Annotated in this window: 25 protein-coding genes; 3 read left to right on the forward strand and 22 right to left on the reverse strand. The window is 66.9% G+C overall.

Annotation, left to right across the window (positions count from 1 at the left end):
• Window positions 1-7 precede the first annotated feature (7 nt).
• Window positions 8-316: a DUF6481 family protein gene (locus NSE01_RS18045; protein WP_147161059.1), complete on the reverse strand. Its 309-nt coding sequence runs from the start codon at window positions 314-316 to the stop codon at window positions 8-10.
• 415 nt (window positions 317-731) lie between these two features.
• Between NSE01_RS18045 and NSE01_RS18050 the strand changes: the two genes are divergently transcribed.
• Entirely contained in the window at window positions 732-3,218 is a 2,487-nt protein-coding gene (locus NSE01_RS18050) for a TonB-dependent receptor (RefSeq protein ID WP_147161060.1), read from the forward strand.
• A gap of 90 nt (window positions 3,219-3,308) precedes the next feature.
• Here the strand turns inward: NSE01_RS18050 and NSE01_RS18055 are convergent, their stop codons facing one another.
• Together NSE01_RS18055 and NSE01_RS18060 are read right to left on the reverse strand one after the other, a co-directional pair.
• Complete coding sequence (locus NSE01_RS18055; protein WP_246135282.1) at window positions 3,309-4,877, reverse strand: MFS transporter; 1,569 nt, start codon at window positions 4,875-4,877, stop codon at window positions 3,309-3,311.
• Window positions 4,878-4,918: 41 nt separating this feature from the next.
• Window positions 4,919-5,956: an MBL fold metallo-hydrolase gene (locus tag NSE01_RS18060; RefSeq protein WP_147161062.1), complete on the reverse strand. Its 1,038-nt coding sequence runs from the start codon at window positions 5,954-5,956 to the stop codon at window positions 4,919-4,921.
• A gap of 241 nt (window positions 5,957-6,197) precedes the next feature.
• Here NSE01_RS18060 and NSE01_RS18065 point away from each other — a divergent pair, with 241 nt between their 5' ends.
• Window positions 6,198-7,091, forward strand: a complete 894-nt coding sequence (locus NSE01_RS18065) for a cobalamin B12-binding domain-containing protein (RefSeq protein ID WP_147161063.1) — start codon at window positions 6,198-6,200, stop codon at window positions 7,089-7,091.
• 15 nt (window positions 7,092-7,106) lie between these two features.
• On the opposite strand, the gene NSE01_RS18070 is transcribed toward NSE01_RS18065, so the two are convergent.
• The 18 genes from NSE01_RS18070 to NSE01_RS18150 are packed head-to-tail and all read right to left on the reverse strand — an operon-like array spanning window position 7,107 to window position 22,205.
• Entirely contained in the window at window positions 7,107-7,484 is a 378-nt protein-coding gene (locus tag NSE01_RS18070) for a flagellar export chaperone FliS (protein WP_147161064.1), read from the reverse strand.
• A complete protein-coding gene (fliD, locus tag NSE01_RS18075) occupies window positions 7,484-8,932 on the reverse strand; it encodes a flagellar filament capping protein FliD (protein ID WP_147161065.1) in 1,449 nt (482 codons plus the stop codon). Before fliD ends, NSE01_RS18070 begins: the two co-directional genes overlap by 1 nt.
• A gap of 30 nt (window positions 8,933-8,962) precedes the next feature.
• On the reverse strand, window positions 8,963-10,096 hold the full coding sequence (locus tag NSE01_RS18080) for an EscU/YscU/HrcU family type III secretion system export apparatus switch protein (RefSeq protein ID WP_147161066.1): 1,134 nt from the start codon (window positions 10,094-10,096) through the stop codon (window positions 8,963-8,965).
• An 11-nt stretch (window positions 10,097-10,107) separates the two neighbouring features.
• Entirely contained in the window at window positions 10,108-10,899 is a 792-nt protein-coding gene (gene fliR, locus NSE01_RS18085) for a flagellar biosynthetic protein FliR (protein WP_147161067.1), read from the reverse strand.
• Window positions 10,900-10,909: 10 nt separating this feature from the next.
• A complete protein-coding gene (locus NSE01_RS18090; RefSeq protein WP_147161068.1) occupies window positions 10,910-11,182 on the reverse strand; it encodes a flagellar biosynthetic protein FliQ in 273 nt (90 codons plus the stop codon).
• 6 nt (window positions 11,183-11,188) lie between these two features.
• Window positions 11,189-11,980 (reverse strand): flagellar type III secretion system pore protein FliP, encoded by a 792-nt coding sequence (fliP, locus tag NSE01_RS18095; RefSeq protein ID WP_371863229.1) that lies wholly within the window; start codon window positions 11,978-11,980, stop codon window positions 11,189-11,191.
• A gap of 4 nt (window positions 11,981-11,984) precedes the next feature.
• Window positions 11,985-12,254, reverse strand: a complete 270-nt coding sequence (locus tag NSE01_RS21795) for a flagellar biosynthetic protein FliO (protein WP_246135283.1) — start codon at window positions 12,252-12,254, stop codon at window positions 11,985-11,987.
• Window positions 12,254-12,526: a flagellar motor switch protein FliN gene (gene fliN / locus NSE01_RS18100; protein WP_147161070.1), complete on the reverse strand. Its 273-nt coding sequence runs from the start codon at window positions 12,524-12,526 to the stop codon at window positions 12,254-12,256. Before fliN ends, NSE01_RS21795 begins: the two co-directional genes overlap by 1 nt.
• 27 nt (window positions 12,527-12,553) lie before the next feature.
• Window positions 12,554-13,438, reverse strand: coding sequence for a FliM/FliN family flagellar motor switch protein (locus NSE01_RS18105; protein ID WP_147161071.1), 885 nt, complete (start codon window positions 13,436-13,438; stop codon window positions 12,554-12,556).
• A gap of 21 nt (window positions 13,439-13,459) precedes the next feature.
• The gene (locus tag NSE01_RS18110) at window positions 13,460-14,065 is read right to left on the reverse strand and encodes a flagellar basal body-associated FliL family protein (RefSeq protein ID WP_147161072.1); all 606 of its coding nucleotides are present in this window, start codon (window positions 14,063-14,065) and stop codon (window positions 13,460-13,462) included.
• Between the two features lie 31 nt (window positions 14,066-14,096).
• Window positions 14,097-15,410 (reverse strand): hypothetical protein, encoded by a 1,314-nt coding sequence (locus NSE01_RS18115; RefSeq protein WP_147161073.1) that lies wholly within the window; start codon window positions 15,408-15,410, stop codon window positions 14,097-14,099.
• 43 nt (window positions 15,411-15,453) lie between these two features.
• Window positions 15,454-15,885, reverse strand: coding sequence for a hypothetical protein (locus NSE01_RS18120; RefSeq protein WP_147161074.1), 432 nt, complete (start codon window positions 15,883-15,885; stop codon window positions 15,454-15,456).
• Window positions 15,882-17,204: a FliI/YscN family ATPase gene (locus NSE01_RS18125; protein WP_147161075.1), complete on the reverse strand. Its 1,323-nt coding sequence runs from the start codon at window positions 17,202-17,204 to the stop codon at window positions 15,882-15,884. Before NSE01_RS18125 ends, NSE01_RS18120 begins: the two co-directional genes overlap by 4 nt.
• A 7-nt stretch (window positions 17,205-17,211) precedes the next feature.
• Window positions 17,212-17,823: a FliH/SctL family protein gene (locus NSE01_RS18130; RefSeq protein ID WP_147161076.1), complete on the reverse strand. Its 612-nt coding sequence runs from the start codon at window positions 17,821-17,823 to the stop codon at window positions 17,212-17,214.
• Window positions 17,816-18,829 (reverse strand): flagellar motor switch protein FliG, encoded by a 1,014-nt coding sequence (gene fliG, locus NSE01_RS18135; protein WP_147161077.1) that lies wholly within the window; start codon window positions 18,827-18,829, stop codon window positions 17,816-17,818. The genes NSE01_RS18130 and fliG overlap by 8 nt, the downstream gene beginning before the upstream one ends.
• A complete protein-coding gene (gene fliF / locus NSE01_RS18140; RefSeq protein WP_147161078.1) occupies window positions 18,826-20,538 on the reverse strand; it encodes a flagellar basal-body MS-ring/collar protein FliF in 1,713 nt (570 codons plus the stop codon). Before fliF ends, fliG begins: the two co-directional genes overlap by 4 nt.
• A 3-nt stretch (window positions 20,539-20,541) precedes the next feature.
• Complete coding sequence (gene fliE / locus NSE01_RS18145; RefSeq protein ID WP_147161079.1) at window positions 20,542-20,916, reverse strand: flagellar hook-basal body complex protein FliE; 375 nt, start codon at window positions 20,914-20,916, stop codon at window positions 20,542-20,544.
• On the reverse strand, window positions 20,913-22,205 hold the full coding sequence (locus tag NSE01_RS18150; RefSeq protein ID WP_246135284.1) for a sigma-54 interaction domain-containing protein: 1,293 nt from the start codon (window positions 22,203-22,205) through the stop codon (window positions 20,913-20,915). Before NSE01_RS18150 ends, fliE begins: the two co-directional genes overlap by 4 nt.
• A gap of 244 nt (window positions 22,206-22,449) precedes the next feature.
• On the opposite strand from NSE01_RS18150, the gene NSE01_RS18155 reads away from it, so the two are divergent.
• A complete protein-coding gene (locus tag NSE01_RS18155) occupies window positions 22,450-23,331 on the forward strand; it encodes a flagellin N-terminal helical domain-containing protein (RefSeq protein ID WP_147161080.1) in 882 nt (293 codons plus the stop codon).
• A gap of 85 nt (window positions 23,332-23,416) precedes the next feature.
• Here NSE01_RS18155 and alr read toward each other — a convergent pair whose 3' ends face one another.
• Window positions 23,417-24,691, reverse strand: a complete 1,275-nt coding sequence (alr, locus tag NSE01_RS18160; RefSeq protein WP_147161081.1) for an alanine racemase — start codon at window positions 24,689-24,691, stop codon at window positions 23,417-23,419.
• Between the last annotated feature and the right edge of the window lie 56 nt (window positions 24,692-24,747).

The following is a 24,747-nucleotide window of genomic DNA, read 5'->3' on the forward strand; positions in this document are numbered from 1 at the left end:
TCAAGCGCTACTTCTTGCGCGCCTTGCGGGCCGCATACTTTGCGTCCCGAGCCGCCTTGCGTTCCGCTTCGGTAAGGGCAGGCGCCACCTTGGCGGCACGTTCGGCCTTCTCGGCAAGTTCCTGGGCCTTTTTCGCCTTGAGCAACTCGCGCTTTTCGGCCTGCATTTTCTCACGTGCCTCAGCCGCCGCGATTCGCTCGGCCTGCGTTGCGGGATCGAGCGGGGCTCGTGCCTTGAGTTTTGCGAGTGCTTGTTCTCGCGCAGACGCTGCGGCTGCGCGCCGGGCCTCAAGCCCGGGTTCCTTGTAACCTGCCATAAACGGGGTCGTCTCCGATGGGGGCGCTTGCTGTTCCGTGCAATGGGATCGCAATCCGCCAGGATGCATCTGGCGGCGAGCGACGCCCACGCCTTATAGCTCAACCGGCGTGGCGGCGTGGCTGCGCCGACATCGGGGGGCCCTACGCCGTGTCGCGGCCTATGTCACGGGTTGATCTGCATCGGGATGCAAGCGGTGCGCGCGAAGGGCGAGGGAGCCTTGGCAGCCTGCCTTTGCCACCCCCTTCAAACTCCCGGGCTGCGCGGCACGGCACGCAAATATTTCCTAAAGTTGCCGCTCTGCAACGAAGCGTGTCGTCATACTGTAACTAACCAAAGTCAGTTGCGCTCCCGTCGAACGTTGAGGGCAGCCGTCAGGGTGCCGCCCTGTAACCGTTCCAGGGAGGAATACGCAAATGACTGATTCCAAGCTTTGGACGCTGATGCTGGCTGTCTCCGGTCTGGCGCTGGCTAGCTCTGCCCATGCCGCCGAGGTGGCTGATGCTCCGGCTCCGGCTCCGGCACCGGCGGCGGATGCCGCGGCTGCTGGTGAAGGCAGCACGGGGCTCACCGAAATCGTCGTCACCGCCACCAAGCGCGAGACCAATCTGCAGAAGACGCCGATCTCGATCTCGGTGATCGGGGCGGACATCGTCGAAAAGCGGCATGTGCAGAGCCTGATCGATCTGGCCGACGGCGGGGTGCCCTCGCTGCGGGTCGCGACGTTCGAGGCACGGCAATCGGCGCTGACGGTGGGCATTCGCGGCATCGTGCCGTTCGATCAGAACCAGGTCGCGCGTGAGCCGGGCGTGGGTGTCTATATCGACGGCGTCTATCTCGGCCGCTCGCAGGGGCTGAACGCGGCGCTGTTTGACGTGGAGCGGATCGAAGTGCTGCGCGGGCCGCAGGGCACGCTGTTTGGCCGCAATACCGAAGGCGGCGCGCTGAGCATCGTGACCAAGGCGCCTACCGGCGAGTTTGGCGGCCGGGTCGAGGCGGGTGTCGGCAACTATGGCTCCTACAACGGCGAGTTCCACATCAACCTGCCGGCGGTGGCCAACTTCGCGCTCAAGCTGGATGGGCTGATCGACCATCAGGACGCGACGACTAAGAACCCGGCCAGCGGGCAATATGGCTGGAACTATCACAACCGCGTCGGCGGGCGGGTGACTGGCGAGTGGAAGCCGGTCGATGGCCTCACCGTGGACCTGACCTATGACCGGGCCAAGGACGAGAACACCCCGTTCTACAGCCAGCTCATCAACTTCAATCCCAATGGCTATGACGTGGGCAGCTTTGTCGGCGGCAAGCTGGTCTGCCCGGGCGCCGGTCCGTGCATCGCGCCCAAGGCGCCGATCGTGCAGGTGAGCGGCAACAACCGCATGGACGTGGCCGATCTCGGCGTCATCCAGCAGCCCAGCGTGGACGAGACGCATGGCTTCAGCGCGAACATCAAGTACAAGCTGACGCCCGACCTCGAAGTGCGCTCGATCACCGCGTGGCGCGGAGTGGAAACGCACCAGTGGGATGGCTCGGCCGGCGCGCATCGCAGCACGTTCTCGCCGAATGGCCAGTTCGGGCGGTACAGCCTTTCCGAGCTGTACCAGCACCAGTTCAGCCAGGAACTGCAGCTTGTCGGCAGCTTGCCGCACCTCGATTTCGTGCTCGGCGGCTACTACTTCAACGAGCACGTCAACGAGCGCGCGGCGACGCCGAACCCGATGCAGTGGAACGCGGACGGCACGGGCTATACCTTCGTCAATCAGGTGCCTGCCGATCCGACCGCGCCGATCACCTCGGGCAACCAGGGCTGGGACCGCAGCTACTGGTTCATCCAGCGTGACAGCGAGGCCGTGGGCAAGAGCTACGGCCTGTTCGGTCAGGCGACGTGGACCCCAGCCGGCTTCGACATGGTGCATCTGACGGTGGGCGGGCGCTATACCCACGAGACCCGCAAGGGTGCGCTGACGGTGATCAACAATGCCCCTTTCGCGGGTGGCACGCTCGATTACCGGAACAACCGCTTCGACCCGATGGTGACGCTGGCGTGGGATGCGGCGGACGGGATCAACCTCTACGCCAAGTACTCGACCGGTTTCCGCGCCGGCGGTGCCAACTCGCGCTCGGGCTCGTTCCGCCAGTTCGCGCCGGAAGCGGTGAAGTCCTACGAAATCGGCGCCAAGACCGACTTCCTCGATCACCACGTGCGGCTGAACCTGGCGGGCTACATCATGGACCGCTCGGGCACGCAGATCGACTTCGACTTCGTCGATACCAACCGCTTCCTCAGCGATGGCGTGACGCCCAACCCGTTCTTCAACAAGCACACCGAGGAAACGGCGAACGCGCCCGGCAACTCGCCGATCCGCGGTGTGGAGGCCGAACTGACGGTGCGTCCGATGACCGGCCTCACGCTGGGCGCGAGCTATGCCTATACCGACGTGAAGGTGCCCGCGACGCCGAACCCGCTGGCGGGGCCGCTGTTTGGCGTGCCGTATCAGGTGTTCTCGGTCTACACGCCCAAGCACGCCGCGTCTGGCTCGTTCGACTATGAACGGTCGATCGGGGCGCAGGGCATGTCGATCGCGCTGCACATGGACGCGAACTATTCGGATCCCACCTACAGCTTCCAGAACGAGGATGTGCAGACGGAATCGGCCTTCATCGTCAACGCTCGTCTGGCGCTGACTGATATCCCGATGACGGCAAACGGCACCAAGGCGACGATCAGCGTCTGGACCCGCAACCTCTTCAACGAGGCACACATCTACCGCCGCTCGAACGCCAACAGCGTGCCGACGGTGAACAACAACGGCAGCCTCAACTATTCAGGCGTGCTGGGCGATTACGCCAACTTCAACCCGCCGCGTACCTTCGGCTTGCAGGCGACGATCAACTTCTGATTTCCAGAAGCGCGAGCGATCCCTCCTGCCGCGCAATCCGCTGGTGGAGGAGCCCCAACGGCTCCTCCACCTTTTTTATTGCGTGCCGGATCAGCCGCCTGCAGGGACTGCATCCCCATCAAGATGGCGCAAGTCCCCGCCGCGGGTTTCCTTGCCGAAGAGCGCGGTGAGGAAGAAGGCGACCGCCATGGGGGCGATGATCGCGCCGGCGACCACGCCGATCGTGGGCACCAGCTTCGCGATGAACAGCGCCTGCGCGATCACGCCGCCGGCCTTGGTGCAGGCGGCGACCCAGCCGATGGCGCGGGCACGGATGCGCAGGGGGAAGCTTTCGGCGGTGTAGGGCAGCAGGATCGCGATGATCCCGTTGATGCCGACGATCAGCATGGCGACGGGGAGGACCGGGCTGCCGGTGCCGAGGAGTTCCATGCGCAGCACGCCGCCGAGGCCGACAAGGGTGATCGCGATGGCGGTTTCGAGCGCCCATTTGGTGCTCCACAGGCTGTAGAGCAGCGCGCCGACGAATATCGTGGGGAAGGCGATAAGGGCGCTTTCGGCAAGGAGGCGGCTGGCGACTTCCATCGACAGGCCGCGAGCGACGAAGTGGGCGGGGAGCCACAGCAGCAGGCCGAAGTTGATGAGGCCCCAGGTCAGGCCCGTCAGCGAGAGCGCGGCGAGCTTGCCGTAAAGCTGGACACCGGTCAGCGCGCCGCTGCCGGGTGGCGGGGGTGTGCTTGGGGCCGGTGCCGTGCGCACGGTTGCGCCGAAGCGGGCCATGACGGCCTGCGCCTCCGCGGTGCGCCCGCGGGCGAGAAGGAATTTCGCGGATTCGGAAATCAGTGCGCCGAGGAACACGAGGGCTAGGCCGGTCGGCAGGTTTATCAGCCAGAGGATGCGCCAGCTGTATTCGGGAACGAGGAGCGTCGAGGCGCCGCTCGCCGCGAAGTAGCCGCCGCCCGCGCCAAGGCCGCCGACGAGGACGAGGCTCCAGCCGCGGTGGCGGCTCGGCATCATCTCGGCGAGCAGCGCATAAGTGACGGGGAGCATGCCGCCCGCCGCCGCGCCCATCATGAAGCACATGCCGATATTCCACGCGAGGCTGGGCATCGCGCCGCAGATCGAAGTGCCGACGAACATGACGGCAGAGAGCAGGATCGTCGCCTTGCGGCCGTAGATATCGGCCAGCACACCCCAGACGACCGAGCCGGTGACCGTGCCGATCAGCGCGAAGAAGGGGACCAGGCTGACGGTTTCCTTGGAGACGCCATATTCGCCGACCATGCCGGGAACGGTGAAGCCAAGCGAAGCGGGCTTCATCGTATCGATAACGAGCGCGAGGACGAGTACGGCCATCAGCAGCCAGTGGCGCGGGCTGAGCGGCGCGTCTTCCGGCGCGGCGATCTCGATGGCAGCGGCGGCGCTGCGCTGCCGGGCAATGTCACGCGGGAGGAGGCCCCACGCGGCGACGGCGCAGCCTGCGATGATGAGGCCCATGCCGAGGACCATGTCGAGCCCCATCGGCATGCCGGCGAGCATGAAATGCATCCCCCGGCCCATGAGGAACATGGGGATGTGCATCAGTACGCCCGCAGTGACCGCCGCGCAGCCGAGGGCAAACGCCCAGATGCCTTGGCGGTCTTGCCAGGTAGTTGTGTTCAAGCGAAATTCCTTGGTACGGGGCGGTATCAGAAACGGACCTATCAGGCCGCGCCCTCTACCACACCACCACTTTCGCGCCATGCCGCCATACCGCCATCGAGCGCAGTCACGCGCTGGAAGCCGAGGTCGCGCAAGGTGGCGGCGGCAAGGGTGGAAATCTTGCCGAATTCGCAAATGGTGAGGATCTCGACGCTCGGATCGGGCAGCACGGTGTTGATCCGCAGTTCGAGTTGCCCGCGCGAGAGATGGACGGCGCCGGGTATATGGCCGCTGTCAAAGGCATCGCGTTCACGCACGTCGAGCACGATGAAGCTGTTGGAGCGGTTTGCGATGCGGCGGGCTAGCTCGTCCATCGCCATGAACGGCACGCGCGCGGAGGCTTCGGCGAGGAGCTGCCGGACGGTCTTGCCGCCAGACATGTTGGTGCGCAGCGCTTCGGTGAGGTGGGTGGGGGCGGAAAGGTTGAGGCTGTTCATGAGCGCGACGAATTCGGCGCGCTCGGCCTTGGCGAGGCGGGGGTTGGAAGCACGCTGTTCGCCGATCGTGGTGCTTTCGCGGCCCTTGTAGTCGTGCGCGGGGAAGACAAGCGTCTCGTCTGGCAGGGCAAGGAGCTTGCTGAAGAGGCTGTCGTAAAGCTGGTCGGGATCGCCGCTGGGCAGGTCGCTGCGGCCGGTGCCGCCGATCAGCAAGGTATCGCCCGTGAACACGCGGTCCGCGACGTGGAGCGACATCGAATCGCGGGTGTGGCCGGGGGTGTGCAGTACGCGCATGCGCATGGTGCCCAAGGGGAGCGAGTGCCCGTCCTCCACGTGCATATCGACATAAGGCGCGGGCGAGAACCGGTGCATCACGATGGGCGCGCCGAATTCCTGCCGCAGCGCCTGCGCTCCTGAGAAATGATCGGCATGCGTGTGCGTATCGATGATGTAGCGCAGGCGCAGACCCTGCTTGCCGATCTCGCCGATATAGTGATCGACCAGATCGAGTGCGGGATCGATGATCGCGGCGGCGTGGGTCTCGTCACAGCCGATGAGATAGGATTTGCAACCTTCACCATCGCGGAAAACGGCGAAAAACATGAGTTCCGTCCTGTGGGTGCGCAACTGGATGGGCGGTCAGCGTGGCACGGAGCGCGGCTGTCTGCAACAGCGGAGCGGACGGAGTATGGACGCGCCATGCCGTAGCCGCTGGCGGTACCGCTTGCGATGGCCCGTTAGGGTCAAGCGACAGGCTGAACGAATCCTCGACAGGGTGCCGTCATTGTAGTTTTATGGAGCTAACAAGATATAACCACTTGAGAGGGTTGGGGCATTTATCGCCATGGGACGGTCGGGCAGAGTTGCGATTCCGGCGGTTGACCGCCGGGGTATCGCCAATCTTGAAACGCACTTCGTTTCGCCGGAAGTCTACCGCCGGGAAGACGTTGCGGAGAGGCAGGCGCGGCTGGCCGAGCTGGTGGCCGAGCGCATCATCCCCCAGCTGGTGAAGCTGCACAGCGAGGTTCTGCCAGAAGCGCTTCCGATCGAGCAGGTGGTCGAGGCACTGGCGCCGAGCCGATCGGATATCTCGGGCCTCGCGCATGTCGTGCTGGGCAGCGATCTGGAGGCGGCGGCGGCCTATGTGCTGGTGCTGCGCGATCGCGGCCTTGCGATGGAAACCCTGTTCCTTGAACTGCTGGAGCCGGCGGCGCGCCATCTGGGGCAGATGTGGGACAACGACGAGTGCGACTTCATCGACGTGACGCTGGGCGTGGCGCGGCTGCAGAAGCTGCTGGCGACGTTCAACGGATCGCATGTCCTGCCTGATCTCGATACGCGCAGGCAGGTCCTGCTGGCCGTGACGCCGGGCGACCAGCATTACTTCGGCGCCACGATGGTCGAGCGGTTCCTGCATGCTTCGGGCTGGACCGTGGAGACTGCGTTCGACAGGTCTGCCGCCGAGATCGCCCATGCTGCGCGGGCGGAGTGGTTTGCGGTTGCCGGGCTGACGGTGGGTTCGGAGCGGTCGTTGCCGGCGCTGCAGGACACGATCCGCCAGATCCGCCGCGAATCCCGCAACCAGATGATTGGGATCATGGTGGGCGGCCCGCTGTTTACCGCCAATCCGGGCCTTGCGCAGGAAATCGGCGCGGACGGCACGGCGGCCAATGCACCGACTGCGGTGCTGATGGCGCAGAAGCTGTTCGACGAGATGGTGCTGCAGATGACGAACTGAATGTCCGATTGGCGTTCAGTTGGCGGTGCCGAGCATGGCCTCGCGGATATCAAGCAGATCAGTGCGGATGGTTTCCAGCTGGCGCGCGTCGAAGCGGAGTGCGTTGTCGAGGATCGTGCGGCGCGCGGCCTGGTAGAGCTGGAGCAAGGGCGCGCCGACCGGGTTTGACGTGTCCACGCCAAGTTCGAGCGCGGTGATCGCGGCGACGGCGCGGGTGAGGGCGGCGCTCTTGGCGGAATTGTCGCCGTGCTCCTGCGCATAGACAGCGCGGCCGAGCGAGCCGGCTGCCTGTTCGAGGCACAGCGCGACGAGCTGGAGCGAGCTGGCACCCTTGACGCGGGCGTCGAAATCGACGCGGCGGTAGGTTTCTCCGGGGTCGCGGCGCAGCTGCATCAGTTGTTCTGCCCGTTCCATGCCGAGACTTGCGCTTGCAGGAATGACAAAGTGGATCTGGAACCGGTGAGGTTCGTGTTCAGCTTGGCGAAGCGCGAGACAAGGCGCTGGCGCAAGTCTTCCTGCTTCGTGGCGATATCGCCCCTCTGTGCGGACAGTGTGGTCTGCACCTTGGTGAGGCGCGCGATCGAGCCGCCGAGTGAGCCGGGATCGCTGCTGGAGCCAACGGTGCGCGAGAGTTTGTCGAACGTGGCGTAGACCCCGTAAAGCCCGTTGGTGAACATCGCACCAGTGCCGATGGGATCGCGCTTGAGCGTGGCAGCGAGCCGATCGGTGTCGAGGCTGAAGCTGCCGTCGCGATTGGTCTTGAGGCCGACATCGGCAAGCGTGGTGGGAGCGCCCGTGGTGTTTTCGGGCATGACCTGCGCGCTCGCCAGTGTCGTGAGCTGGCGGCGCAGGGCGCGGGCGCCTGGATCATTGCTGAGCACGCCGCCGTTGGGATCGGTATCCCTGTTGAGTTCGGACACCATCTCGTTGAGCGCGGACGTGAAGTCCTGCATCGCGCTGGTGATGGCGGTGCCCGGATCGTTGTAGCTGATCGTCGTGGGGACGCCGGGATTGGTGCCGGTAAGCTTGAGCGAGAGGCCGGGGGCGGCATCGGCAATCGTGTTGCTGACCGAAGTCCGGGTGACACCGTCGAGCTTGTAGACTGCGTTGGCGGCGGCGGCGGTAAGCCGGGTCAGGTCGCCGGACGGGTTCCATGCGATGGCTGCAAGCCCGGGTTCGGTCGGACTTTCGGCGGCCTCCAGCGTGAAGGCATTGGCGGCGCCATCCGCGCCCTTGAGCACCAGCTGCGCGCCATTGGTGCCTGTGGCGACATAGGCGGTGACGCCCGTGCCCTTGGCGTTTATCGCGCCCGCTATATCGCCGAGCGTGGCGCCGCTGGCCACGGTGATATCGATGCTGGCGCGCGCGCTGTCCGCCGTGAAGCCGGTGCCGGAAATTGTGCCGAAGCGCAGCGTGAGCGTCCCTGCGCCAACCGCGGTCGTTTCGGAAGCAACGCTGGGAGAAACCAGCGTCTGCCCGCGCGCAAGGGCGGTGACTTCCAGCGTGGTGGTGCCGCGTCCGGTGGCGGCGCCCTTGCTGACTTGCGCGATGGTGCTGTTGGCGATTTGCGGCGTGGCGGCGAGATCGCCGTTGCGCACGCGGTCGCCAAGCGAAGTCGCGAGGCTGGAAATCATGCCCTTGAGCGTCGAGGCCGAGGAGATCTGGGTGCCGAGCTTGTCGCTCTTGGCCGAAATCTGGTCGAGCCGCGCGGCGAACTGCGCAGCCGAGAGCTGCTCGGCAAGGCCGGTCAAGTCTATGCCGCTGCCGCCGCCGAGCGAGGAGATCAGGCTGGCGGTGGCCGAACCGGACGAAGTTGCGGAGGTGGCGGAGCTAGTGGGCATGCTTTCCAGAACGGTTGATCTGCGGTGGGCTTAAGCGGCTTCGGGCCGGCCTTCGGCGTCGAAGCGCAGTTCGAGCGGAACATCGACTTGCGGCTGCGGCGGTGCATCGCCGCGCTTCAGCGCCAGGACGAAGGCGAGCACGGCGGCGATGGAAGCGTAGAGTTCCTCGCGGATCATCTGGTTCTCGCGCGTGGTGAAGTAGACCGAGCGGGTCAGCGCGGGGGATGACAGCATGGGGACGGCCATTTCGGCGGCCATCTCGCGCATCGCCAGCGCCTTCTCGCCGCGGCCCTTGGCGAGGACCACGGGGGCAGGGGCCTTCTCCGGATCATAGGCCAGCGCGACGCTGAAGTGGGTCGGGTTGGTGATGACGAACTGGGCCTCCTTCATCGCCGAGGCGAGGCCGCCCATCGCGATCTGGCGCTGGCGCTGGCGGATCGCCGCCTTGCGTTCGGGTGAGCCTTCGCTTTCCTTGCTCTCGTCCTTGAGGTCTTGCAGCGACATTCTGAGGCGCATCATGCGGCGCAAGTACTGCACCGGGTAATCGACCAGCGCGATCACCACGAGGCCGCCGCCAAGCGCGTAGAGGAGAGCGAGCAGCGCGTCCCAGCTGTAGGCCAATTGGCCGCGCAGTTCGCCGCTGCCGAGGCCGGTGATGGCGGGGAGGCGTCCCTTGATCCACATGTAGGCGATCGTGCCGAGGAGGATCAGCTTGGCGAGGCCCTTGCCAAGTTCGATCCAGCCTTGCGGGCCAAACATGCGCTTGAGGCCGGACAAGGGATTGAGGCGCGAGGCTTTGGGCGCGAGATTGCCGCCGACCCAGCGGCTTTCGCCAAGGCCAAGCTGCGAGACGAGCGCGGCGGCCATGAGCACGGCGCCGAGGGTGAGTACCGGCGGTAACGCGGTGAGGAGAGCCGCGTAGATCAGCGGCGCGGCATCGAAGTGATCGAGGCTGGCGCGGTCCCACCTGAGGCCGGAGCGCGCGGTGCGGCTCAGACTGTCGAGCAGCCATGGGCCGGCGAATTGCAGCCATGCGGCGCTGGCGAGGACGCCGACCGCAATGCCGAGTTCGCGCGGACGGAGGACGTCGCCGTTCTTGGCGGCGTCAGCACGGCGCTTATCGGTTGGCGCGAATGTTTTTTCGCCCGGGGTTTCTTCAGCCATGGTGCGTTTCTTCAGCCATGCTTGGGGCCGATCAGTTGTGCAGCCTGCGTGACGGCGGTGAACGAGAGGTCGCTGAGCTTGTCGGTGAGCAGCGGCGCGGTGAGGATCAGCGCAGCGATGCCCGCAAGGACGCCTGCGGGGAGGCCCAGCGCGAGGAGATTGAGGCTGGGGGCGGAGCGGCTGATTACCCCGGTCATCACCTGCACGAGCAGCAGCAGGAGCGTGACGGGCAGCGCAATGGTGAGCGCAGCGGTGAGCATCTGCCCGCCGAAGCTGGCGACCAGCATCACGCGCTCGGGCGTGAACCACGCCGAGCCGGGCGGGAACGTCTCGTAGCTCTGCACGATCAGCGCGAACCACGTGAGATGCGCGCCAAGGCCGAGGAACAGCACCGTCAGCAGCACCGAAAAGTACTGGCCCATCACCGGCGAATGCGCGCCGCTGACGGGATCGGCGGTTGCCGCAATGCTCATGCCCATCGAACCGCCGATAACCTCGGCGGCCATCAGCGGCGCCGCGAAGCTCCATTGCAGCACGAAGCCGAGTGACAGGCCGATGAGGATCTCCTGCGCGGTGATGAGCAGGCCGGATAGCGTGAAGAGGGCAGGCGGCGCGGCAACCGGGGTCCATGCGCAGATCATCACCGCGACGGCGCCGGCGAGGCTGACGCGAAGCTGCATGGGGACGGAGTTGGCGCCGAACAGAGGTGCCGCGAAGAGCGCGGCGCCGATGCGCGTCATCACGAAGACCATGCGCCAGAATTCCGCTTCCAGCGCGCCGAAGCCGAAGTGGAGGGCGATCATTTTCCGGCCCTCATTTGCCGGTCTGCGCGATCTGGGCGAAGATATCGACGAGGAAATCGCCGATCAGCCCCATCATCGCGCTGCCCAGCAGCACCAGCACGAGCGCGATGGTAGCGAGCTTGGGAACGAACGTGAGGGTCTGCTCGTTGATCGAGGTGGCGGCCTGCACCACGCCGACGACGAGGCCGACGGCGAGGCTGGCAAGCAGCACCGGGGCGGCGACGAGCGCGGTGACCCACAGCATGCGGTCGGCGAGGGCGAGGAGAGCGGCGGTGTCGTTCATGGCGCGCTACCCGAAGCTGGCTGCGAGGCTGCCCATGAGGAGGGCCCAGCCATCGACGAGGACGAATAGGAGGAGCTTGAACGGCAGCGAGACCACCGTGGGGGACATCATCATCATGCCCAGCGACATGAGGACCGAGGACACGACAAGGTCGATCACCAGGAAGGGCAGGAACAGCATGAAGCCGATCTGGAACGCGGTCTTGAGCTCGCTGGTCACGAAGGAGGGGAGGAGGATCGAGAAGGGCACGTCCGTGGTGCGGGCGAACTTTGGCGCCTTGGCCATCGCGGCGAACATCTGCAGGTCGTGCTCGCGCGTCTGGCGGATCATGAAGGCGTGGAACTCGGTGCCGGCCGCGCCAATCGCTTGCTCTGCGTTGATGGTGCCCGCGGAATAGGGCTGGATCGCGTTCGCGTTCACTTTGTCGAGCGTGGGGGCCATGATGAACAGCGAGAGGAACAGCGAAAGCCCGATGAGCACCTGATTAGGCGGTGACTGCTGGAGGCCGAGCGCCTGCCGCAAGATCGCCAGCACCACGAGGATGCGGGTGAAGCTTGTCATCATCAGCACGAGGCTGGGCAGGATCGTGAGCAGCCCCATGATGAGGAGCAACTGCAGCGACAGCGATAGCGAGCCATTCGATTGCGCCCCGGCGATTTGGCCGAAGGCGCGGTCCAGCGCGCCGGGAATGGCGTTCCCGGTTGGCGAGGCTGCGGGCGCAAGGTCGGCGGCGTGGGCCGGAAGTACCACGGCCAGTGCAATGAACGCCGCGGCGGCAAGGAGGGGCTTGAGCTTCACCGGGTCAGTCCTCGCTGCCAGCGCGCGCGGGCACTTCGGCAAGGCGGACGAGGCCCTGCTTGGTGGCCGAGACGAGGATTTCGCGCCCCCGGAATTCGAGCACGGCGATGCGCTGGCCGGGGGCGAGCCACTGCGTCTCGATGATCCTGACCGATTTCGCGCTGCCATTGGGGCTGAAGCGCTTTTCCATGCGGCGCGCGAACTTGAGGCTGGCCCAGGCAAGCCCTGCGATCAGCGGCAGGACGACCGCGAGCTTGAGCAGATACCAGAGCATCAACGCGTGCCCGCCATTGCGCTTTCCTGGCCGATCAGCTCGACGATACGCAGGCCGAAGCGCTCGCCCTGCGCCACGACTTCGCCGCGCGCGATGAGCTTGCCGTTGACCATGACATCGAGCAGCTCGTCGGTCAGCCGATCAAGCAGGACCACGCTTTCCTCGGTCAGTGAGAGCACATCCTTGAGCTTCATCTCGGTGCGGCCGAGTTCGACGGTGAGGCGCACGTCGACATCCTTGAGGAAATCGAGGCCGCGGGTCTGGAACGTCATGGTTGCATCCTGAATGGGGCCGCCGGATCAGGCGAGCTGGGTGAGTTGGAGGGCGACGCGCTCGTCCACCGCGCCGACGGTGCCGTGGCCGACCAGCGCCTCGCCGATGCGCAGCGGCACGCTGCGGGCGACCGGGACGGCAAGGACCTGCCCGATTTCGAGCGCGGACAATGTGGCGAGCGGGAGCGGCACATCGACGAGGACGGCGCGCACGGTGAGCGGCATTCCTGCAAAGGGCTGATCGAGCGGGCTGGCCGGTGTGGCGGCGCGGACAGGCCTCGAAGCAGGGCGCGCGGTGCCGGTGAGATCGGCGAGCGCAGCCATCGGGAAGCCAAGCCGCAGCGTCCATGCCGGGCGCGCGCCTTCGCGGATCGAGAAGGTCAGGACGGCGAGCGGCGTTGCGTCTGTCATGGCGGCCAGTTCGGCCATCGTGGCGGCGCGGCGCAGGGTGCGGATCGGACCTGCGAGGCCGAGCGCGGCGGCAAGCGGGGGGCCGACCAGCATCTCGATGCGCTGGACCATGAGTTCGGCAGAGAGCGGCAGTTCGCGGGGGAGCGGAGACGGCGCCTCACCAGGGCCACCGAATGCACGGTCGAGCAGGCGCAGCACGGCCTCACCCTCCACCATGGCCAGCAGCGGCTGGCCGTCAGCGACGGCGGCGAGGAGGCTGATCGACACGAGATCGGGAGGGGCGAAGCTGCCTGCCGTCATCTCCGCCGGCGCACTGCATTCGACCATTGCTGCCTCGCCGCCATGGATCGGCGCAAGCGCAAGGCGCAGCTTGCGGGCCAGAGCGTCCCCCGCGCGCGCCAGCACCGGCAGCAGTTCGGTTGCGGTAGGCGCCGGACGGAGCAGCGCTTCGCTGTGGCGAGCGAGTGGCCGCTGGGCGACAAGGGGGCGTTCGGGCTTCATGCCGAGGTTTCTGGGCAGCGCTTACTGGACGATGAAAGTCTTGAAGTAGACGGCGTCGATCCCGCCGAAGCCCTCGGTATCGGTGAGCACCTTGTTGATCGTGGCGACGAGGCGCTTCTGGAGCCGGGTCTTGCCTTCGGCGGATTGGACATCCTCGCCCGGGGTATCGGCGATGGCGGTGAGCAGGGCCGAACGGATCGCCAACTCGTGCTTCTGAAGCCAGAGGATCACGCGATAATCCCGGTGCGTGGAGCAGGCGAGGCTGACCTGCACCAGCATGTCCGAATCCTTGAGATTCGACGTGAAATCATCGCTGAAGCTGAAATAGGCGGTGCGGTATTCGCTGCCGCCTTCACCTTCGACATCGTGGCCGCCGCCGCCTTCGCCGCCATGCTCGCCTTCCTTGGCGGCAGGCGCATAGGGATCTTCCTCGCCCTTCTTGATGAGCTTGGGGTTCTTGTCCTCGTGCTCTTTGCCGTGGCCGCCGCCGCCAATGACCCCGGCCGCGACAAGGCCATAGGCTCCGCCGCCGCCGACGCCGAGCAGCGCGGCCGCCGCGCCGACCTTGAGCATCATGCCGGCGCCCTTCTTCTTGGCCTTGGCTTCCTTGTCCTTCTTCTCGCTCATCGGTGGTCCTCAGGAAGTCTTGTGAATGGGGTCAGGCGAAGATGCCGCCGCGGCGTTCGCCGCCGAGGGCAGTCGATCGTGCCGGGTTGGTGGCGGGGCGCTGTCCTGCAGACGGCTGGCGCTGCTGACCGGAGCCGGATTGGCTGGCCGATTGGCCTTGACCCTGCTGCGGGCCCGGCCCGCTGCTACCGGCGCGGGTATCGGCAGTGGATGGTCGCATCGGCTCACCGATTGCGGCGGCATGTGCGGCGGCTACGGCAGGCGCGAAGGCGGGGTCAGAGCTCGCCATCGCCACCGAGAGACCGGCCGCGTCGCTTTCAATCCGCAGCGAGATGCGTCCGAATTCGCCATGGCGCAGCGCGACCGCAACCGGTCCGCCCTGATCCACGCCATCGCGGGCGCGGGCGATGGAATCGACAAGCTGGTCGAAGCTGAGCGGCTGAGGGCCGGATGCTGCCGGGGTATCCGGGCTCCCCGCGATGGCAGGGGCGCTGTACGTCTGCGCCAGCGCCAGCGCCGCTGCGGTATCCGGTGCCGCAGCCTGCTTCGCTGAAGGAAGCGGGGCTTCGGTCTCTGCCAGCAGTTTCCGAGTGCCGGTTCGCTTGGCTGCGCCGGTCAGCGCTTCCAGAGTGGATGGGTGGGCTTGGGCAGCCACCTGCGTTGCGGCGGGCGACGCTTGCGGAGCCGGGCTGGCATCGGACGGCGGGGCTGCATTGGCGGCGTTCGGCGTATCGGTTTCAAGAACAAGATTGGCCACGGCAAAGGCGGCGGGATGCGCCGCATTCTGGGTGCCCTGCGAAGCAACTGCAGGTGCGGCTTCTGCCGACTGGGGGGTGATCGGCGACGCGCCAGCTGCGGTCTGCGTCGCATCGGCGGACTTCATTTCCTGTGCATTGGCGGCAGGGAGGGGGCCAAGGGCAACGGCTGGCGTGATGGGCAGGAGCACAGCCGCGTCTGCGGGTTCGGCCGCTTTGTCGGCATCCGTCTGGTCGCCAGAACCTTCAGCCGCCTTCGTCCTGCCGGGCTGGACCTCGGCACCGATCAGCAGGCGAAGGGCGGCAGCCGGGGCGGCAAGGCTGTGCCGGATGGCCGGCAAGACCTTGCCGGGTTCTTCCGGCACCGGGGCGGCATCGGCGGGTGCTTCCGGCGCGGCAGACCGGTCGGCGGGCTCCGTCACCGCAAGCTGCGCTGGCTCATCCGCGGGTGGTGTTTCTTGCGCGAGATAGCCAGCAAATCCCGGCGCTTTGTCCTGCTTGACGCCGTTGTTGGCGGCTGCCGGCGCGGCGTCCCGGCTGGACGGACGCACGTCTGCGCGGGGAAACAGGATGGGGGCGGGCGCAGTCATCGCGGGCGGGAAGTCCTTGGCGAGCGGGTGTGGTTAACGGCTGCTATTCAAGAGGCGTGCCAAGCGGCTTGACCGGCTTGGCGGGATGCGCATTTTCCGATGCCTTGCGGGCGATGCGCTGGCGCGCGGCCTCGATCCGGTCGTCGACGGCGGCGCGGCGGCGCTCGGCCTCGGCTGCCTCGGCAGCGCGGGTGTCGGCGGTTTGGCGGGCGCGGACGAGATCTGCGGCTGCACCATCTGCAATGCGGTTGAGGCCGGCAACGAACTGCTTCGATTGCCGCAGGTCCGCACCGGTGGCGGCATCGCGCCGCAGACGGTAGGCGTCGATCAGCGCGGCGGTGCGCGCTTCGAGGTTGGCGACTTGCGCCAATGCGGCTTCGGCGCGGGCCGCTTCGGTGAGCGCGGTCTGGCGCGCGATGCTGCGCAGGCGTTCGAGGCGGCGCAGGCGCTTGAGCTTGGCCTTGTCGGCGCTCATGCGGCCATCAGCGCGGCGAGTTCAGCCACGCTGCGGTCCATCGGCACGACTTCGCGCTGGGGCTGGCTGAGGAACTGGGTGAGCGCGCCGTGCATGGCGATGGCGCGGTCGAGCTGCGGATCGGCTCCGGCGCGGTAGGCGCCCATCAGGACGAGATCGCGATTGGCCTCATAGCCCGCGATGAGCGCGCGGAAGGCGCGGGCGTCGGCTTGGTGGAGCGGATCGACGATATCGTTCATCACGCGGCTGAGCGATGCAGCGATGTCGATGGCGGGATACTGGCCGCGCTGGGCGAGGTCGCGGCTGAGCACGACGTGACCATCAAGGATCGCGCGGGCGGTATCGACGACAGGGTCGTCCTGATTGTCGCCATCCGCGAGCACGGTGTAGAGCCCAGTGATCGAACCGCCGCTGGCCGCCGAATTGCCCGCGCGTTCGACGAGCTTGGTGATCGTGGCGAGCGCGGAAGGCGGGTAGCCGCGCGCGGCGCCAGGTTCGCCAAGGAGCAGCGCGATCTCGCGGCCCGCGTGGGCGACGCGGGTGAGGCTGTCCATGATGAGCAGGACCTGATGCCCGGCGGCGCGGAAGTATTCGGCCATCGAGGTGGCGAGCATCGCGCCGCGAATGCGCAAGTTGGGCGCATGATCGGCGGGGACGGCGACGACAATGCTGCGCGCGCGGCGGGGGCCCTGCATGTGCTTTTCGACGAAATCGGAGACTTCACGGGCGCGCTCGCCGATCAGGCCGACGATCACGATCTCGGCCTCGGTGCCATGCGCGATCATGTCGAGCAGCACGGACTTGCCGACGCCCGATCCGGCCATGACGCCGATGCGCTGGCCGACGCCGAAAGTGGTGAGCGCGTTGAGGGCGCGGACGCCGACATCGAAGGGTTCTCGCACCGGGGCACGGTCCAGCGCGCTGCCGCGAATGCCTCCTGAGGGCCATTCGGCGCGGGCGGCAATGGGCGGGCCGCCATCGATGGGGAGCCCTTCGCCATCGACGGCGCGGCCGAGGAACGCCTCGCCCACGGGGAGCATGCCGGGCTTGCCTTCAGGCCGCACGCGCGCGCCGGGCCGGAGTAGGACGCTATCGCCGAGGAGCATCATCAACATGCGCCCGGCGCGAAAGCCGATCGTTTCGGCGAGGAGCGAGCCGGAACCGTGCGCGATCCGGCACTGCGCGCCAATGGGGAGCGAGAGGCCGCTTACCTCGAGCAGGCCGCCATCGCAGGCGGTGACGAGGCCGTAGCGGCGCGGGCCGAAATCGGGCTGGGCTTCCTCGCAGCGACCGAGGAGGGGGATCGCGGTGTTCAGCATGAGGCGCCTAACATGCTGCCATTGCATCGCTGAGCGCGCGGGACCAGGTGCCGGGGCCGTCCTCGACCCCGCCCGCCGCGCCTTCGATGCGCAGCGCGCCGCGTTCCAGTGCGGGATCGGGTTCGAAGTGCCAGTCTTCGGGCAGTCGCGCGGCGAGGAGCGCGAGGTCTTCCGGGTGGAGGCGGATCACGCGTTCATCTGCCGCGCGGGCAAGCATGCCGGCGGCAGCCGTGACGCGGGCGGCGAGGGCTTCCTCGTTCGCGGCGAATTCGCCCAGAAGGGGCGCGCAGAGGGCGAGGACGGTATCGCGCAGACGCGCTTCGAGTTCGCGGGTGAGGTCGGCGTCCAGCCGTCCGAACGCTAGTTCGATCTTCGCGCGGGCGGCATCCTGCGCGGCAATGGCCTCCGCGAATGCGGCTTCGGCATCGGCGGCGCCTTGCGCGTAGCCAGCAGCAAAGGCGCGCGTTTCGGGGTCTTCCTGAGGCACTTCGGCAAGCGCGGATGCAGCGGGTGCCGCCATGCGCACGAAGCGGTGATCCTCGCGGAAGCCGCCGGGGACGACGGCGAGTTCTGCCAGTGAGAGGACCCGCACCGTAGAGGCCTTGGCCGGCTCAGACATAGTCGTCGTCGCCCGCACCGAAGACGATCGTGCCTTCGGCGGCAAGGCGGCGGGCGGCGGTGACCACCGCCTTCTGCGCCTCGACCACTTCGGCCATCTTCATGCGGCCACGCGCCTCGATCTCGTCGCGGACGCCTTCCGCCGCTCGGCTCGACATGGCGCGGAAGAAGCATTCGCGCATATCGGGCGCGATGCCCTTGAGCGCGGCGATAAGTGTATCGGAATCGACTTCGCGGAGCAGCGAGCCCATCGATTTCTCGTCGAGCACGAAGAGGTGTTCGAACTTGAACATCTCGTTCTCGATGGCCTTGGCGAGCTGTTTGTCCTGCTTGGCGATCTCGGGCATGACGCGCTTCTCGACCGCGCGGACCGAAGCGTTGATGATGTCCGCCGCTTCGCGCGGGCCGCCCATGGTGAGCGCGGCGCTGCCGTGGCATTCAGTGATGCGCTGGGCGAGCAGGTCTTCCAGCATGGCGATGGCTTCGGGCGCGACCGGGCCGAGCGTGGCGATGCGGTGGACGACTTGCGGCTGGAGCGCGTCGGGCAGGGCATGCAGCACGCCCGCCGCGACATCCGGATCAAGCTGGACGAGCAGCACGGCGAGCGCCTGCGGGTGTTCGCCCTGCACCAGCGGCACCAGCGCATGCGGGGTGAGCCAGCGCGCAAGTTCGAGGCTGGAGCCGGGGCGCGGCGCATCAGGGGCAATGCGTTGCATCAGATTGTCGGCCTTCACGTCGCCGACTGCGCTCGTCATCAGCTGGCGCACCTGATCCACGCGGTCATTGGCGCCGATGGTCACTTGCGCCGCATTGTCGACGAAACCCTGCAACGCCTGCGTGATGGCCTCGGCGTCGATTTCGCCGATCTCGCACATCTTCGCGCCGAGCAGGCGCAGTTCGGCGGGCTCCAGCTGCGCGAGGAGCGTTGCAGCGTGGCTGTCGTCGAGCAGCATCATCATGACCGCAGCGCGCGTGGGGCCGCTGATCTCGGGCGCTTCTGTGGTCATTCGGTTCCCTCGGGAGCGGGCTCGTTGAGCAGCTGGCGCAGTGCATTGATTGCATTGTCGGGCTGTTCGACGACGATGCGCTGCGCGAGGCCAACCTGGCGGCTGAGCGCATCGGGATCGATTTCGCCAGTGTCAGGATCGACGATCGCCTCGATGCGCTGGATCTTCTTGCGGCGGCGGCGCGCCGGGGTTTCGGCAGGTTCGCCGTCCTCGCCGAGTTCGCCTTCGCCATCCCCGTCCTCATTGCGCTCGCCCGTCCTTGCGGCGGGGAGCGGGACCGGATCGCGCTTCAGTGCCTTGATCAGCGGGCGCACGCCGAGCAGCAGGGTGAGCAGCACCGCGAGCAGCGCGACGACATTGCGCACGATCATCGCGAACCACGGCGTTTCCCAGAACGCGGGCGGGGTGACGGCGACGGGGCTGAAACTGCGCACGACAACCGCGACCTGATCGCCGCGCGCCGGGTCTGCGCCAACGGCTGCGGTGACGAGTTGCTTGATCTGATCGATCTCGGCGGGCTTGGCCTTGGCCATGATCGCGCCTGACAGGGCGACGGCGACCGAGAGGCGCTTGATCTTGCCCGGCGTCTGGTTGGTGACGGCAACTTCGCGGCCAAGTTCATAGGTGCGCGCGGAGGAGCTTTCACCGGAGGCGGCGGGTGTCGCGGCCGGACCGGGCGTTGCGCCGGGCGTGGGCGCTGCACCCGGCGCACCGGGCTGGGCGGTGGTCGGCGGCGGCGGAGTGTTTGAGAGGACGCCGGGGACACCCGCCGCCGTGCCGGGACCGGTACCCTGCGAGGCGGACTGGGTTTCCGAGCGCACCACGCCCTGCTTGTCATAGCTTTCGCGCGCGGAGGTCTGCTGGTCCATGTCGAGATCGACCTGGATTTCGCTGGAGAAGTTGCCCTCGCCGAGCATCGGGGTGAGCAGCTGGGAAACCTGCGTGCGCAGCTTTTCTTCCATGCGCGATTGCAGATCGAGGCGGTCGCTGTCGCCATCCTTGGCGGAGGAGAGCAGGCGGCCATGCTGGTCGATCACCTTGACCGCATCGACGGAAAGGGACGGCACCGAACCCGCAACGAGATTGACGATGGCGCTGACCTGGCTGTCTGCCAGCTGGCGCCCGCGCGCAAGCTTGACCATGACCGAGGCGGTGGGGGCGGCATTGTCGCGCACGAAGACGGACTTCTCCGGCTCGGCGAGGTGGACGCGCACGGCTTCCACGCCGTCGATCTGCATGATCGTGAGTTCAAGTTCGCGTTCGCGCGCGGCGAGGAGGCGTTCGCCTTCCAAGGTGCGGCTGGCGCCCATCGGCAACTTGTCGAGCATCTGCGCGCCGGTCTCGGGCGTGGCGAGCGCGCCATCCGAGGCGGCGACCATGCGCGCCTTGTAGAGATCGTTCTCGCCGACCGAGACCGCGCCGGTGGCGTTGTCGATGGAGTAGGTGATCGAGGCCTTGTCGAGCGCGGCGACGACCTGCGCGCGCTCGCTATCGCTGAGATCGCTGTAGAGGATGCGCTGGGGCGCGGGGGCCATGGTCATCCAGAGCAGCGCGGTGAGGCCCGCAGCGGATACCCCGGCGAACCACGGCAGCGCGCGGCGCACCGGCGGCTGGCCAAGGAACGCGCCGGTGCGCGCCATCAGGCCGCCGCCTGCCGGATCGGTGAGCGGGGCGAAGACCGAGAGACTGGGTGTTGCCGGATCGGCCATTTATCAGACCCCCATCCTCATGATGTCCTGGTAGGCGGTGAGCAGCTTGTTGCGCACCTGCAGCGTGGCTTCGAAGGCGACGCCGGCTTCCTGCCGCGCGAGCATGACCTTGGCGATGTCGGTGACTTCGCCCTTGTCGTAGCCATCGCTAAGCGCCTCGGCCTTGCCCTGAACCGTATTCACGTTGTCGAGCGCGGATTTGAGCGCTGAGGTGAAGCCGTTTGCCGGGGCTTCGGGCGCAGCTTCGGTTGCGCCGGACGCTGGCGTGCGGACCTGCTGGAGCAGCTGCGAGCGATCGATGATCTGCTGGCGCAGCGCCATGATCTGCTGGAGGCCGCCCGCACCTCCACCCGCACCAATCCCCCCGATGCTGCTCATCGCCGGCTACCGGCCACGGCGATGCCGTTCTCGCGGAATTCGGCGAGGCGGTAGCGCAGGGTGCGCTCGGAAATGCCGAGCTTGCGGGCGGCCGCGACGCGGCTGCCGCCGCAGCTGTCGAGCGCGGCGAGGATTGCGCGGGTCTCGGAGAGCTGGACGATGTTGGAAAGCTTGCCGCCGGGGATCGTGCCGGCATTGAGCGCTACCACTTCGCCTTGGCTGGATTCTCCCGCCGTGCGGACCGGGCGATCGAATACCACGTGCTGCACGCCGATTTCGGCCGCGTCGCCCGCCAGCAGCAATGCGCGGCGCATGACATTTTCTAGCTCGCGCACATTGCCCGGCCAGGCATGGGCTTCGAGCAAGGCAAGCGCTGCTTCGCCGATCCACGGCACCGGGCGGCCCATTGGCACGTGGCGCAGCGCCATGGCGAAAGCGAGCGGGGCAATATCCGCCGGGCGATCACGCAGCGCGGCAAGTTCGAGCGGGAAGACATTGAGGCGGTAGAACAGGTCGGCGCGGAAGCGGCCTTCTTCGACTTCGCTGGGCAGATCGCGGTTTGCGCAGGCGATCACGCGGACATCGACCTTGACCGGCTTCGTCGCACCGATGGGGACGACTTCGCCTTCCTGCAGCACGCGCAGCAGCTTGGCTTGCAGCGCAAGCGGCATCTCGGCGATCTCGTCGAGCAGCAGCGTGCCGCCGTGCGCGGCGCGGAAAAAGCCTTCGCTTGCCGCATTGGCGCCGGTGAACGCGCCCTTCTGGTGGCCGAACAGCATGGCTTCCAGCATTGTCTCGGGCATCGCGGCGCAGTTGATCGCGATGAACGGCGCGGCGGCGCGCGGCGAGCGCAAGTGGATGAAGCGGCTCAGCACTTCCTTGCCGGTGCCGGTGGGGCCGTTGATGAGGACGGGGATCTCCGCCCCGGCAAGACGTTCGGCCAGCGCAAGTACGGAAAGCGTTTCGGGATCAGCGGCAACCGGGCTGCCGGCGGGCGCAGCGCAGGCAATGAGCGCGGCAAGCGCCGCAGGATCGGCGCCATCGGTATAGGCCAGATCATGCCGGCCGCCGTGGCCGCGCGTGATGGCATTGGCGCCGCTGCGCGAAAGCAGCACGGTGCGATCGAACAGACCGGGGGCGGCGGGTTCTTCCGCGCCGCGCAAGGTGAAGGTTCCGGCCGGGGTAAAGCTCCCCAGAACCGACCGCGCCCGTGCCAGCAAGCCGGCATGCGGCGAAGATGTGGTGGCGGCGCTTCCTCCCATCGTGCGCACTGCCTGATCCGTTTTCATAATCCTGTGCCCTATTCCTGCTGGCGTCTTAACCATCGAGATGGGCTGTTTTTCGCGCGAAAACGTCAAGCGCACCGAAACTTTAAGCTCCGCGTGCACCCTAAGGGCAAGTGCCTAGGTCCGGCAGATCGCTGCCGATGCCCCCCTTAAACCCGGCAGCCTTTTGCCGGTCTTTGCCGTGGCTGCCGCGTCGATCCCCGACCGGCGTCAACCGGGGAACGACCCCTCTTAACGGAGACAGACCATGGCGGTTATCAATACCAACATCAGCGCGATCAAGGCGGCCAACTCGTCGAACTCGGCTTCCAAGATGGCCGGCATGGCGATGGAACGCCTTTCGACCGGCAAGCGCATCAACGGCGCCAAGGACGATGCGGCGGGCCTTGCCATTGCCACCACGATGACCTCGCAGATCAAGGGCATGAGCCAGGGCGTGCGCAACGCCAACGACGGCATCAGCCTGGCGCAGACCGCGGAAGGCGGCCTCAACGAAGTGACCAACATGCTGCAGCGTGTCCGCGAACTGGCCGTCCAGTCGAAGTCCGCCACGTATCAGCAGTCTGACCGCGATGCGATGCAGTCGGAAGTCGGCAACCTCAACGCCCAGATCTCGGACGTGCTCAACAACACCAAGTTCAACGGCAATGCGGTGTTCTCGGTGGTCGGTGCGGCGCCGGCGGCCGATGGTTCGGACGACAAGAAATTCTCGATCCAGACTGGCGCGAATACCACCGACACGGTCGACATCGTCAGCAAGGCGTTCGACGGCACCAAGCTGTTCGGCGGCACGGACACCGCCTACGACGCGGCTTCGACGACGCAGGCGCTCGACGTTTCTTCGGACACGGCAGCCTCGACCACGATCGACAACGTCGATGCCGCGCTCGCCAACGTCAACTCGACCCGTGCGACGCTCGGTGCCGGCCAGAACCGTCTGGAATCGGCGGTCAACAACCTGAACGACAACATCACCAACCTGTCGGACGCTCGCAGCCGCATTCAGGACACCGACTATTCGGCTGAAACGACCGCGATGGCCAAAGCCCAGATCCTGAGCCAGGCTTCGACCGCAATGATCGCGCAGGCCAACCAGAGCCAGCAGAACGTGCTCTCGCTGCTCCGCTAAGTTCGATCTCCCCCGCAAGCCCGTTCTCCACCGGGCTGGCACCCTCGCCCGGCGATCCCTCCACGGATTGCCGGGCTTTTGGTTTTCAGCCCGGCTTCAGGACTCTTGGCAATGCGGCGCCGAGCACGGCGAGCATTTCGGGGGCGTAGGCGCTGGAGTTGGCTTCAAACTCGGCCTGGGTGATGCGATCGGTCCCCTGCGCCCCGAACAGCACGACCTCGTCATCGAGCTTTACATCGAGGTGTTCTGTCACATCCACCATCAGCGTGTTCATGGTGACCCGGCCGACGACGGGCGCACGGCGGCCGCGGATGAGGACTTCGGTGTGGTTCTTGCTCTCCGCGGGGAACTCGGGCCGGTTGGCGTGGCTGAAGCCGCGGCGTACGCCGTCCGAATAGCCGATCGGGATATTGGCGAGCCAGCTTTCGCGCTCAAGCCGGAAGGTGCGATCATAGGCAACGGTCTGCCCGGCGGGATAGTGGTTCACGGCGGCAACGCGCGACTTGATCGTGGGGACCGGGATGAAGGCGGAGGTCTTGACCGAACCGGGATCGCCATAGAGCGCGCCGCCGACACGGACCATGTCGAGCCGGGTATCAGGCTGGGTCAGGGTGGCGAAGGTGTTGGCAGTGTGGCGCGTGAAGCCTTCTGTCTTGAGGCCTTCGCCTTGCAGCCATGCCAGGTCCTCCTTGTAGCGGGCGAGCTGGCCGAGGATGTCCGGCGCTTCCTCGCTGGGGTAATGCGTCATCGCCCCGGCAATGCGCAGGCCCTTCAGCGCCAGCATCGCGCGGGCATCGGCCTTGCCGTAGTCGGTGGAAAGCTCGATCCCATTGCGCGACATGCCGCCGGCATTGAGTGCGAGGTGGACGGGGAGGGGGAAACGCGCGCGGTGCTGCCGCCAGATCGCCTCCAGCCGCGCCGCGGCTTCGGGATTGCCGATCAGCTCGACGATGCCGAGGCCAAGCGCATCCTCCATTTCCTCCAGCGCGGCGAGGCGGATGCGGTAGAGCTTGCCCTTGTAGCCAAGCTGGCGCGCGACGCGGGCCTCGTCGTTGGAGGTGATCGCGACATCGCTGATCCCGGCCTTGATGACCGAGGGGATGAGGAGGGCAATGCCATTCCCGTAGGCGTCCGCCTTCATCACCGCACAGATCCGCGATGGGCCGACCATGCCGCGCAAGGTTGCGATGTTCGCCTCGAAGGCGGCGGCATCGACTTCGATCCAGCCGTTCCGGCGCTGGGCCTGCGCCAGCGTGAGGCCAAAGTTGGTGGCGGAGAGGATCGGGGCAGCGATCGCGCGGGTTGCAGCCAGCCCGGCACCAGCTGCCGCAGCGCCCAGAAATGCGCGCCTGTGGATCATGTCTGTGCTCCCGCCCCGTGTCGCGGAAACATAGGCATGTCGCCGGGCTGCGGTCC

This window comes from Novosphingobium sediminis (assembly GCF_007991615.1).
Classification (GTDB): domain Bacteria; phylum Pseudomonadota; class Alphaproteobacteria; order Sphingomonadales; family Sphingomonadaceae; genus Novosphingobium; species Novosphingobium sediminis.